Below are 12,118 nucleotides of genomic sequence, written 5' to 3' on the forward strand. Positions count from 1 at the left end.
TCGGCCGGTGCGGCTGATCCCGTTCGCCTCTCCGACAGCAGCGTAGAGGCGCGGAGGGCACCGGGGCTGCCCGTTCACCGCTTTCGACGGGCACCGCGCGGTGGGGCCTCGTGCCGCCGCCCGGCGCTCGTGCCGTCGCCCAGCGGTCGTGCCGCCGCTCGGCGCGCGGCCGGCCGCGGCGCCCGGCGCCTGTGTCCCAGCCTTGCCACAAACCCTCCGACCGGGTGGGAATGCCCATGACCTCGGCTCATAAGGTGGCGGCAGAGCACACAGATTCGCCGGTTGCCGGGGTTCTGGGCCGACGACATGGCATGAGGAGGGACCCGCGTGAGCGTCAACTTGTCCAAGGGGCAGGCCGTCAGTCTGCGGAAGTCCGGCGGCGGCACCCTGACGTCGGTCCGGATGGGCCTGGGATGGAAGGCCGCCAAGCGCCGGGGCCTCTTCGGCAGCCGCACCCGGGAGGTCGACCTGGACGCCTCCGCCGTCCTCTTCGCCGGCAAGGAGGCGGTGGAGGTCGTCTGGTTCCGCAACCTCGTGGGCATGGACGGGGCGGTGCGTCACACCGGTGACAACCTGGTCGGCGGTGCGGGTCAGGGCGGCGACGACGAGTCGATCTTGGTCGACCTCCAGCGTGTCCCGGCCCGCGTCGACCAGATCGTCTTCACGGTGAACTCCTTCAGCGGGCAGACGTTCGCCGAGGTGGAGAATGCTTTCTGCCGGCTGGTCGACGAGGCGGCCGGCCAGGAGCTGGCCCGCTACACGCTCACCGGCGGCGGTCAGGCCACGGCCCAGATCATGGCGAAGGTGATCCGCCAGGGCGACGGCTGGAGCATGCAGGCCATCGGCGAGCCCGCCGGCGGCCGGACGATCCATGACCTGGCCCCCGCGATCGTGCCTCACCTGTGAGCGTTCACCCAGGCGGCGGGCGCCCGGCCCATGAATGAGTAAAGTGCCGCTGAGCAGCCTTTTTGGGCTCCGCTTTACTTTCCCCTTTACCTTTTCTTGGTGATTGGGGTAGTGTTCTCCGTGCGGAGGGGAGTACTCCCTGAGTGCGGCGCACCCGTCAGTACGGATCCACGTGGATCCCGGGGCGCCGGCCCGTCCCGGGTGGAAGAGACCTCCGGCAGCGACAACGCTGATGTGTTGGTTGTTTCGACATGCCGGAGGTGCTGTGAACGTCTCCATGACCCTGTGGGTCCTCACCGTCGTGGGCCTGGCCGCCCTGATCGCCATCGACTTCTTCATCGGGCGCAAGCCCCATGACGTCTCGATCAGGGAAGCGGGCATCTGGACCGCCGTCTGGATCGCCCTGGCCGGCCTCTTCGGTCTCGGCCTGTTCCTCTTCGCCGGCGGCAAGCCCGCGGGCGAGTTCTTCGCCGGCTTCATCACCGAGAAGTCGCTGAGCGTCGACAACCTCTTCGTCTTCGTCCTGATCATGGCGAAGTTCGCGGTGCCCTCGCAGTACCAGCAGCGGGTGCTGCTCGTCGGCGTCCTCATAGCCCTGGTCCTGCGGGCCGCCTTCATCGCCGCGGGAGCCGCGATCATCGCGAGCTTCTCCTGGGTCTTCTTCCTCTTCGGAGCCTTCCTGATCTGGACGGCATGGAAGCTGATCAAGGAAGCGCGGGCGGAGGAGCACGACGAGGAGTACGAGGAGAACAAGCTGCTGAAGGCCGCCGAGCGCAGGTTCGGCGTCGCCGACCGCTACCACGGCACCAAGCTGTGGATCCTGCGCGACGGCAAGCGGGTCATGACCCCGATGCTGGTCGTGATGCTCGCGATCGGCACCACCGACGTGCTGTTCGCGCTGGACTCCATACCCGCGATCTTCGGCCTGACCCAGGACCCGTACATCGTCTTCACCGCCAACGCCTTCGCCCTCATGGGCCTGCGGCAGCTGTACTTCCTCATCGGAGGCCTGCTGAAGAGGCTGGTCCACCTGTCCTACGGCCTGTCGGTCGTCCTCGGGTTCATCGGCGTCAAACTGCTGCTGCACGCCCTCCACGAGTCCGGCGTCCACGTCCCCGAGATCAGCACCCCGGTCTCCCTCGGCGTGATCTGCGCGGTCCTGGCCGTCACCACCGTCACCAGCCTCCTGGCGTCCAGGAAGCAGGCCGCCGCCGAGGCGGCGCACACGGGCGGCGGTGGCGCGTCGAAGGACAGCGTCGACGTCTGACAAGCCCCCGGTGAGCGCCCCCGCTCCGGGCCGGCATCCGCGCCGGGACCGGGGGCGGCCGGGAGCCGGGAGGGCGGAAAGGCCGGAGTGCGAAGCCTGTACGCGTCTGCCACGATCACCTCATGATCACTCGGCTCAGGGCGCTCGCCGGGCACTGGACGACCGTCGTCCCGGTGCTCGCGGTCGTCCTGCTGATCGTCACCTGGGGACGGGGACAGCCGGGTGCGGTCATCGCGCTCATGGGGCTGCTCCTCGCGGGGGCCGTCCTCGCGGCGGTGCACCACGCCGAGGTGATCGCCCACCGCGTCGGCGAGCCCTTCGGTTCGCTGGTCCTGGCCATCGCGGTCACGGTCATCGAGGTGGCGCTGATCGTGACCCTGATGGCCGACGGCGGCGACAAGACCTCCACCCTGGCCCGCGACACCGTCTTCGCCGCGGTGATGATCACCTGCAACGGCGTCGTCGGGCTCAGCCTGCTCGTCGCCTCCCTCCGCCACGGCACCGCCGTGTTCAACCCCGAGGGCACCGGAGCGGCCCTGGCGACGGTGGCGACCCTGGCCACGCTCAGCCTGGTGCTGCCGACGTTCACCACCAGCAAGCCGGGGCCGGAGTTCTCCACCGTGCAGCTGACGTTCGCCGCGCTGTCCTCGCTGGTCCTGTACGGCCTTTTCGTGGCCACGCAGACCGTGCGGCACCGGGACTACTTCCTGCCCATCACCCGGCAGGGCGACGTGATCATCGTCGACGGCCATGCCGTGGCCCCCACCGCGCGCGCCGCGTGGCGCAGCCTCGGCCTGCTCGCGCTCGCCCTCGTCGGCGTCGTCGGCCTGGCCAAGGGGGTCTCGCCCACCATCGAGTCCGGGGTGCAGGCGGCGGGCCTGCACCAGGCGGTCGTCGGTGTGATCATCGCCCTGCTCGTGCTGCTGCCGGAGACGATCGCCGCCCTGCGCTCCGCCCGCCGCGACCGTGTGCAGACCAGCCTCAACCTCGCGCTCGGCTCCGCGATGGCCAGCATCGGCCTGACCATCCCCGCCGTCGCCCTCGCCTCCGTCTGGCTGTCCGGACCCCTCGTCCTGGGGCTCGGTTCCACCGACATGCTGCTGCTCGCGCTGACCGTGGTGGTCAGCTCCCTGACGGTGGTGCCGGGCCGGGCCACACCCCTGCAGGGCGGCGTCCACCTGGTGCTGTTCGCGGCCTACCTGGAGCTCGCGATCAACCCCTAGGGGGCGTCTCCCCGGTCTTCGTGGGCCCGGGGGACGCCCCCGGGGGTCTCCGGCCCCTCCGGTCGCCCCAGCGGTTCCTCAACGGCCACCATGGCCGACGCGGTCGGTTCGTCCTGTACGGCCACCGTGGCCGACGCGGTCGGTTCCTGTACGGACACTGTGGCCGACGCGGTCGGTTCCTCTACGGCCACCGTGGCCGGCGCGGCCCGCCCGGCCCCCTCGCTCAACCGGCCGCGGGTTCCGCCGCCGGGACGGGTACCGGCCGGGTCTCCGGGAGCAGGGCGAAACAGCCGAGGCTCAGCAGGGCCATCCCCGTCAGATACCAGCCCACACCCCATGGGACCCGCCCGCCGTGCTCGGCGAGCGCCGTCGCCACGATCGGGGTCAGCGCGCCCCCGAGCACCCCGCCGAGGTTGTAGCCCACGGCGGCGCCCGTGCAGCGCACCCGCGCCTCGAACAGCTCCGGCAGATACGCGGCGATCACGCCGAACATCGCGACGAAGGCGATCAGCGCGCCCAGGATGCCGAGGAACATGTACAGCGGCTCACCGGTCGCCAGCAGCGCGACCATCGGGAGCATCCACAGCGCGCACGCCGTACAGCCGGCCATGCACATGAAGCGGCGCCCGTACCGGTCGCCGAGCAGCGCCATGACCGGGGTGAGCGCCCCGTGCACCGCCACGGCCGCCATGACGCAGACCAGCATGACGGTACGGCTGACCCCGAGCCGTTCCGTCACGTACGCCAGCGACCAGGTCGTCACCGCGTAGAACACCGCGTACCCGGCGGCCAGCGCGCCGGCCGCCAGCAGCACCAGGCGCCCGTGATGCCGGACCACCTCCACGAGCGGCACGCGCGCGTGGTCGTCGATCTCCAGGAACCGGGGGCTCTCGGCGAGCGAGGAACGCAGCCACAGCCCCGCCAGCGCCAGTGCCCCCGCGGCCCAGAACGGCACCCGCCAGCCCCACCGCGCGAACTGCGCGTCGGACAGCGAGGCCGACAGGACGAGCATGATCCCGTTGGCGAGCAGGAAGCCCAGCGCGGGCCCCACCTGCGGGAAGCAGGACCACAGGGCGCGCCGCTCCGGCGGGGCGTGCTCCGCGGTCAGCAGCACGGCACCGCCCCACTCGCCGCCGAGCCCCAGTCCCTGGAGGAAGCGCAGCGCCAGCAGCAGCACGGGAGCGGCGACACCGAGCGACCCGTACACCGGCAGGCATCCCACCGCGACCGTGGACGCGCCGGTCAGCAGCAGCGAGATCACCAGCACCGGCCGCCGCCCGCGCCGGTCGCCGAGATGCCCGAACAGCACCGAGCCCAGCGGCCTGGCCACGAACCCCGCCCCGAACGTGCCGAACGCGGCCAGGGTCCCCGCCAGCGGCGAGAACGTGGGGAAGAACAGCGGCCCCAGGACGAGAGCGGCCGCGGTGCCGTAGACGAAGAAGTCGTAGAACTCGATCGCGGTGCCGGCGAGCGAAGCGCCCGCGAGTCGCGCCATCGAGGGGGCCCTTACGGTGCGTACACGATGCATGCCGCGTCAACTACCCACGGTCACGAGCGGTTACGGGGGCGTGCGGTGGTGATCACGGCGGGCGCGGCGCGCTCCGGGGCGGACGCCGTGACGTGGCGGCAGGCCACCGGGCGCACCGTGATAGACCGGGGCCGGAAGGCGGTCGCACCGGCGCCGCACCGAACGGACCGGAGGAACCGTGACCCGAACCCTGGCGAGCGCCCCGATCATGATCCTCAACGGGCCCAACCTGAACCTCCTCGGTCAGCGCCAGCCCGAGATCTACGGCAGGGACACGCTCGCCGACGTCGAGGCGCTGTGCGCGGAGGCGGCGGCGGTGTACGGCGGCACGGTGGACTTCCGGCAGTCCAACCACGAGGGCGAACTGGTCGACTGGATCCACGAGGCGCGCCTCGGCCACGCCGGGATCGTCATCAACCCCGGCGCCTACTCCCACACCTCGGTCGCGATCCTGGACGCGCTCAACACCTGCGACGGGATGCCGGTGCTGGAGGTGCACATCTCCAACATCCACCAGCGCGAGTCGTTCCGGCACCACTCGTACGTCTCCCTGCGCGCCGACGGGGTGATCGCGGGCTGCGGGGTGCAGGGGTACGTGTTCGGCGTCGAGCGCGTCGCCACGCTCCTGGGCGCCGCGCGCGCGGCGGTCTAGCCCCCCCAGCGTCCTCGCGCGGCGGTCTGGCGCCCCCCGCCGCGCGCGGCGGTGCAGCGCCCCCGCGCCTCCGCGCTCGGCACCCCGCGCCCGGGCTCACCAGCCGCGCGCGTGCCACTCCGGCAGGTGCGGGCGCTCCGCGCCCAGCGTGGTGTCGTCGCCGTGGCCGGGGTAGACCCAGGTCTCGTCCGGCAGGACGTCGAAGATCTTCGCCTCGACGTCGCCGATCAGGGAGGCGAACGCCTCGGGGTCCTTGTGCGTATTGCCGACGCCGCCCGGGAAGAGGCAGTCACCGGTGAAGACGTGCGGATGGCCGTGCGGGTCGTCGTAGACCAGGGCGATGGAACCGGGGGTGTGGCCGACGAGGTGGCGCGCGGTGAGTTCCACCTGTCCCACCCTGATGACATCGCCGTCGTCCACCGGGACGTCGGTGGGCACCGGGATGCCGGCGGCGTCCTCGCGGCCGGCGTACGTACGGGCGCCCGTGGCCGAGACCACCTCGGACAGGGCCTGCCAGTGGTCCCCGTGCTGATGGGTGGTGACGACGGAGGCGATGCCGTCGTCACCGATCATGCCGAGGAGCGTCCGCCCCTCATCGGCCGCGTCGATCAGCAGCTGCTCGTCGGTGGCCCGGCAGCGCAGCAGATAGGCGTTGTTGTTCATCGGGCCGACCGCGATCTTCGTGATCATCAGGTCCTTCAGCTCGTGCACGTCCGCCGGGCCACCGACCTTGACCTGTCCGCTGTACGTCATGACGATCAGCCTATAGCGGGCCGGTGCCCGGCGGACCGCCGTCGCGCTACAGCGGGGGAAGCGCCGGCAGGGTGCCGCCCCGGACCTTCAGCGCGGAGCCGTCGCGGCGGCCGGAGAGCCAGCCGAGCAGCTCGGCGGCCGGACCCTCGACCTCGACCGGGCCGCCCGCGGCGCCGCCGCCGGTGTTCCAGGTCCGTCCCTCCCCGGCGGCCAGCGCGGTCGGGGGCACGTCCTCGTGCCCGGCGAAGCGCTCCGCGAGGAAGCCGATCTCCCGCTCCGTGAACTCCGCCGGGAGATCTTCCAGTTCGTAGCCGATCCCGAGGTCGACGTGGTGCAGCTCGACCTCGGCCCACCGCCGCAGGGGCACCCGGGCCGCGGAGTCGGTGACCCCGTTGCGCAGTTCGACCGTGCGGCTCCAGTCGGCGGGTTCGGCCCCCGCGTGCTGGAAGCGTGCGGCGCTCTCGCGCACGTCGGCGAGCTGCGTGGCCGGCGGGCGCGGGGCGTCCCGCTCGATGTCCGCGTCACGCGCTCCGGCGCTCGGATACATGGGCCGGCCCTGGAGGACCTCGACGAGCGCGTCGGCGTTGCGGGCGATGTGAGCGAGAACATGTCCCCGCGTCCAGCCGGGAAGCCGTGACGGCGCGGCGGCCGCCGCGTTGTCCAGTACGGCGGCTCCGGCGAGCAGGCGGTCGGTCGCTTCACGTACACAGGCCAGGTCATGGGCGTGATCCGTCATGGGCCGACCCTAGACCGGGTCACACCTTCGGGTGAAGGAGGTGAAGCCCGGCCGTAAATCGAAAGCACGTGCTATATCGTCGGCGGTGACGTCGGGCATGCTGGAAGGCCGGGGATTGTTATGCCACCGGGAATCCGACCGGCGTTGTCAGTGGCTCCCCCTAGTCTCGAAGAACCATGGGGGCTCTGCCCCTGTCACTTCTCTGAAGAAAGGTGCGGACCGGCGTGGCCGACCGTCTCATCGTCCGTGGCGCGCGCGAGCACAACCTGAAGAACGTGTCGCTCGACCTGCCTCGTGACTCGCTCATCGTCTTCACGGGCCTGTCCGGGTCGGGCAAGTCCTCCCTGGCCTTCGACACGATCTTCGCCGAGGGCCAGCGCCGCTACGTGGAGTCGCTCTCGTCGTACGCCCGGCAGTTCCTCGGCCAGATGGACAAGCCGGACGTCGACTTCATCGAGGGCCTCTCCCCGGCGGTCTCCATCGACCAGAAGTCGACCTCCCGCAACCCGCGTTCGACGGTCGGCACCATCACCGAGGTCTACGACTACCTGCGCCTGCTCTTCGCGCGCATCGGCAAGCCGCACTGCCCCCAGTGCGAGCGCCCGATCTCGCGGCAGTCGCCGCAGGCCATCGTCGACAGGGTCCTGGAGCTGCCGGAGGGGAGCCGCTTCCAGGTGCTCTCGCCGCTGGTGCGCGAGCGCAAGGGCGAGTTCGTCGACCTCTTCTCCGACCTCCAGACCAAGGGCTACTCCCGCGCGCGCGTGGATGGCGAGATCATCCAGCTGTCCGAGCCGCCGGCCCTGAAGAAGCAGGAGAAGCACACCATCGAGGTGGTCGTCGACCGCCTCACGGTCAAGGACTCCGCCAAGCGCCGCCTCACCGACTCCGTCGAGACCGCGCTCGGTCTGTCCGGCGGCATGGTCGTGCTCGACTTCGTCGACCTCCCCGAGGACGACCCCGAGCGCGAGCGCATGTTCTCGGAGCACCTGTACTGCGCGTACGACGACCTGTCCTTCGAGGAGCTGGAACCGCGCTCCTTCTCCTTCAACTCGCCCTTCGGCGCCTGCCCCGAGTGCACCGGCATCGGCACGCGCATGGAGGTCGACCCGGAGCTGATCGTCCCGGACGAGGAGAAGTCCCTCGACGAGGGGGCCATCCACCCCTGGTCGCACGGGCACACCAAGGACTACTTCGCCCGGCTGACCGGCGCGCTCGCCGAGGCCCTCGGCTTCCGCACCGACATCCCCTTCGCGGGCCTGCCGCAGCGGGCCAGGAAGGCCCTGCTGTACGGCCACAAGACCCAGATCGAGGTCCGCTACCGCAACCGGTACGGCCGTGAGCGGGTCTACACCACGGCCTTCGAGGGCGCCGTGCCCTTCGTCAAGCGCCGGCACAGCGAGTCCGAGAGCGACGCCAGCCGCGAGCGCTTCGAGGGCTACATGCGCGAGGTGCCCTGCCCCACCTGTGAGGGCACGCGTCTGAAGCCGATCGTCCTCGCCGTCACCATCATGGGGAAGTCGATCGCCGAGATCGCCGCGATGTCGATCAGCGACTGCGCGGAGTTCCTGGGCGAGCTGAAGCTGAACGCCCGCGACAAGAAGATCGCCGAGCGGGTCCTGAAGGAGGTCAACGAGCGGCTGCGGTTCCTGGTCGACGTCGGCCTGGACTACCTCTCCCTGAACCGCGCGGCGGGCACCCTCTCCGGCGGCGAGGCCCAGCGCATCCGCCTGGCCACCCAGATCGGCTCCGGCCTCGTCGGCGTGCTCTACGTCCTGGACGAGCCGTCCATCGGCCTGCACCAGCGCGACAACCACCGGCTGATCGAGACCCTGGTCCGCCTCCGCGACATGGGCAACACGCTCATCGTGGTGGAGCACGACGAGGACACCATCAAGGTGGCCGACTGGATCGTGGACATCGGCCCCGGCGCCGGCGAGCACGGCGGCAAGGTCGTGCACAGCGGCGAGCTGAAGGAACTGCTCGCCAACGCCGAGTCGCAGACCGGCCAGTACCTCTCCGGCCGCAAGTCGATCCCGCTGCCCGACGTACGGCGCCCCCGCGACCCGTCCCGGCAGCTGACCGTGCACGGAGCCCGCGAGAACAACCTCCAGGACATCGACGTGTCCTTCCCGCTGGGCCTGTTCACCGCCGTGACGGGCGTGTCCGGATCCGGCAAGTCCACGCTGGTCAACGACATCCTCTACACGCACCTCGCGCGCGAGCTCAACGGCGCGCGCAACGTGCCCGGGCGGCACACCCGCGTGGACGGCGACGACCTCGTCGACAAGGTCGTGCACGTCGACCAGTCGCCCATCGGCCGCACCCCCCGGTCCAACCCGGCGACGTACACCGGCGTCTTCGACCACGTCCGCAGGCTGTTCGCCGAGACCACCGAGGCGAAGGTCCGCGGCTACCAGCCCGGCCGGTTCTCCTTCAACGTCAAGGGCGGCCGCTGCGAGAACTGCGCGGGCGACGGCACGATCAAGATCGAGATGAACTTCCTCCCGGACGTCTACGTCCCGTGCGAGGTCTGCCACGGCGCCCGGTACAACCGGGAGACCCTGGAGGTCCACTACAAGGGCAAGTCCATCGCCGACGTGCTGAACATGCCAATCGAGGAGGCGACCGACTTCTTCGAGGCCGTCCCCGCCATCTCGCGGCACCTGCGCACCCTGAAGGACGTCGGCCTCGGCTACGTCCGGCTCGGCCAGTCGGCGACCACGCTGTCCGGCGGTGAGGCGCAGCGCGTCAAGCTCGCCAGCGAGCTGCAGAAGCGCTCCACCGGACGTACCGTCTACGTGCTCGACGAGCCGACCACCGGTCTGCACTTCGAGGACATCAGCAAGCTGCTGAAGGTCCTCTCCGGCCTGGTCGACAAGGGCAACACGGTCATCGTCATCGAGCACAACCTCGATGTGATCAAGACGGCCGACTGGCTCGTCGACATGGGCCCCGAGGGCGGTGCCGGCGGCGGCCTGGTGGTGGCCGAGGGCACACCCGAGGAGGTCGCGGGGGTGCCGGCCAGCCACACCGGCAAGTTCCTGCGCGAGGTCCTCGGCGCCGACCGCGTCAGCGACGCGGCGCCCGTGAAGGCACAGCGCGCCACGGCCGCCCGGAAGACCGCCGCGGCCAAGCCGGCCGCGAAGAAGGCGGCCAAGAAGACGGTGACGGCCAAGGTCAACAGCACGACGGCCAAGAAGGCCGCCGCGGCCACGAAGAAGGCCGCCCCTGCCAAGAAGGCGACGCGGGCCCGCAAGGCCTGAGGCGGCGCTCCGGACCTCGGGTCCGGCATCGCGTCACGGATGCGGCGCCCCACGGGACCTTCCCGTGGGGCGCCGCTCGTTCGGCCCGGCCGTGGAAGGGCGTGCACCGCCCCCGCCCCCGGCCGGCCGTTCTGCCCGGGTATCGTCGGCCTGCACGCACCCTGAACAGTGGAGACCAGATGCCCGCCCGACCGTCCGCGAGCCGCCGTACCGTCCTCCGAGGGGCCGCCGCGGTCCCCGCCGCCGGGCTGGGCCTCGCCGCCTGCGCGGCGCCCGGGAACGGCACCTCCACCGCGGCCACCCCGACCGCGCCCGTCGACCTCGGTGCCGAGGGCGACGTCGCCAAGGGCGGCGCCGAGCTGTACCGGGACCACAACGTGGTGGTCAGCAGGGACGGGAGCGGCACCCTCAAGGCGTACAGCACGGTCTGCACGCACGCGGGGTGCGCCATCAACAAGCTCCAGGGGACGACGCTCATCTGCCCCTGCCACGGCAGCCGGTTCGACGCCCTGACCGGCAAGGTGGTCCAGGACCCGGCCACCGTGCCGCTGACCGAGCTGCCGGTGAAGACGGTGAAGGGCAGGATCGTCGCCGGTCCGGGCGCCTGACCGTCCGCTTCCGCTTCCGGTACCGGCCGCGGCCGCTCACCCGCGTTACCAGCTGCTCACCGTTCACACCCGCGGTACCCGCTGCTCACGCGCGGTCCCGGCCGCTCACCCGCGGTCCCGGCCGCTCACTCCCAGTCCCAGGCGATGCCTATCAGGCCCGGTCTGCTCCGGGGCTCGACCACGTGCACGCTGTGGTGCGCCCGGCTCACGGGCAGCTCCAGCCGTCCGCCGCGCGGCGCCGCCGGCCCGGGCTGGGTGAAGCGGTGGCAGCCCGCCGGCAGCGCGGCCGCGTCGAAGCGCACCTGAAGGGCGTACTGCCCGCCGGGCGAGCCGAACCGGTGGACGTACTCCCGCGAGACCCCGGCCGTGCCGTCGCCGATGCCGTACCGGAAGAGGAAGGTGTCGCCGGAACGCAGCCGGGTGCCGAAGAGCAGCTCCGCGACCAGCACACCGGTCTCCTGGTCCACGCGGACGCGTCCGGTACGGCAGTTCTCCAGGGCCTGCACGGTCATGTCGCGCGGCCGGCAGCCCGGGTCGCCGTGGTGGACGGCGACGAACCTGTCCACGCCGTCGCGGTGGGCCTGGACGATGTGCTGGGACTCCCGCCCCACCAGCTCGCGGCGGGCGCCGACACGGACGCGCTCGTGATGGCCCAGGGAGTGCAGCCCGCCGTCCTGGGACCAGCCCAGCTCCCCCCGGAGCCGGTCCAGGGCCCCGGAGGCCTCGATCAGCGAGCGGTAGGAGCGCGGCGCGTGGCGCCCGGCCGGACCGCCGGGGTCGGCGAGCAGCCGGATCAGGGACTCCTCCGGCAGCCGCAGGATCTCCTCCAGGGCGCGCACGGCACGCAGGGACTCTGGCCGCTGCGGGCGGCGCGCCCCCTGCTGCCAGTAACTCAGGCTGGTCACGCCGACCTTCACCCCGTAGCGCGACAAGTGGTGCTGCACACGCTGGAGCGGCAGTCCGCGGGCGGTGATCGCGGCGCGCAGCGCCACGTGGAAGGGGCCGCCCCGCAGGACGTCCTCCAGTTCCTTCAGGACGACGTCCGTGTGCTCGGTGGCATGCCGCATGCACAGGAGCCTTTCTGTGAGGTGTCACGACGGCTGGTCAGACCGTCGTGCGGGGCTCGGGGCCGGCCCCGGAGGGCGCCGCGCGCCTGCGGTACGGCGCGCGGACGGGCGCACG

The 12,118-nt window shown here is 71.6% G+C and carries 10 protein-coding genes; 6 read left to right on the forward strand and 4 right to left on the reverse strand.

Annotated features, from left to right (window positions below; all coding sequences use genetic code 11):
* The first annotated feature begins 327 nt into the window (after positions 1-327).
* The 3 genes from ACIPRD_RS21305 (at position 328) to ACIPRD_RS21315 (ending at position 3,396) form a co-directional block, all read left to right on the forward strand.
* Entirely contained in the window at positions 328-906 is a 579-nt protein-coding gene (locus ACIPRD_RS21305; RefSeq protein ID WP_356398760.1) for a TerD family protein, read from the forward strand.
* A 265-nt stretch (positions 907-1,171) separates the two neighbouring features.
* Complete coding sequence (locus ACIPRD_RS21310; protein WP_356398762.1) at positions 1,172-2,173, forward strand: TerC/Alx family metal homeostasis membrane protein; 1,002 nt, start codon at positions 1,172-1,174, stop codon at positions 2,171-2,173.
* 122 nt (positions 2,174-2,295) lie between these two features.
* The gene (locus ACIPRD_RS21315; protein ID WP_356398764.1) at positions 2,296-3,396 is read left to right on the forward strand and encodes an ionic transporter y4hA; all 1,101 of its coding nucleotides are present in this window, start codon (positions 2,296-2,298) and stop codon (positions 3,394-3,396) included.
* Between the two features lie 223 nt (positions 3,397-3,619).
* Here the strand turns inward: ACIPRD_RS21315 and ACIPRD_RS21320 are convergent, their stop codons facing one another.
* Positions 3,620-4,891 (reverse strand): MFS transporter, encoded by a 1,272-nt coding sequence (locus tag ACIPRD_RS21320; RefSeq protein ID WP_401565029.1) that lies wholly within the window; start codon positions 4,889-4,891, stop codon positions 3,620-3,622.
* Between the two features lie 211 nt (positions 4,892-5,102).
* Here ACIPRD_RS21320 and aroQ point away from each other — a divergent pair, with 211 nt between their 5' ends.
* Entirely contained in the window at positions 5,103-5,576 is a 474-nt protein-coding gene (aroQ, locus tag ACIPRD_RS21325; protein ID WP_356398768.1) for a type II 3-dehydroquinate dehydratase, read from the forward strand.
* A gap of 96 nt (positions 5,577-5,672) precedes the next feature.
* Here the strand turns inward: aroQ and ACIPRD_RS21330 are convergent, their stop codons facing one another.
* Positions 5,673-6,329 carry an MBL fold metallo-hydrolase gene (locus tag ACIPRD_RS21330; RefSeq protein ID WP_401565032.1) on the reverse strand — a complete coding sequence of 219 codons (657 nt, stop codon included), beginning with the start codon at positions 6,327-6,329 and terminating at the stop codon, positions 5,673-5,675.
* 46 nt (positions 6,330-6,375) lie between these two features.
* Positions 6,376-7,065: a maleylpyruvate isomerase family mycothiol-dependent enzyme gene (locus ACIPRD_RS21335; protein ID WP_356398772.1), complete on the reverse strand. Its 690-nt coding sequence runs from the start codon at positions 7,063-7,065 to the stop codon at positions 6,376-6,378.
* Between the two features lie 224 nt (positions 7,066-7,289).
* Between ACIPRD_RS21335 and uvrA the strand changes: the two genes are divergently transcribed.
* Together uvrA and ACIPRD_RS21345 are read left to right on the forward strand one after the other, a co-directional pair.
* Positions 7,290-10,328, forward strand: a complete 3,039-nt coding sequence (gene uvrA / locus ACIPRD_RS21340; RefSeq protein ID WP_356398774.1) for an excinuclease ABC subunit UvrA — start codon at positions 7,290-7,292, stop codon at positions 10,326-10,328.
* 179 nt (positions 10,329-10,507) lie between these two features.
* Positions 10,508-10,936, forward strand: a complete 429-nt coding sequence (locus ACIPRD_RS21345) for a Rieske (2Fe-2S) protein (protein ID WP_401565036.1) — start codon at positions 10,508-10,510, stop codon at positions 10,934-10,936.
* A gap of 125 nt (positions 10,937-11,061) precedes the next feature.
* On the opposite strand, the gene ACIPRD_RS21350 is transcribed toward ACIPRD_RS21345, so the two are convergent.
* The gene (locus ACIPRD_RS21350; RefSeq protein WP_356398778.1) at positions 11,062-12,003 is read right to left on the reverse strand and encodes a hypothetical protein; all 942 of its coding nucleotides are present in this window, start codon (positions 12,001-12,003) and stop codon (positions 11,062-11,064) included.
* Positions 12,004-12,118 lie beyond the last annotated feature (115 nt).

Origin of the sequence: Streptomyces sp. NPDC090108, from assembly GCF_044747185.1 — a bacterium.
Classification (GTDB): Bacteria; Actinomycetota; Actinomycetes; order Streptomycetales; family Streptomycetaceae; genus Streptomyces.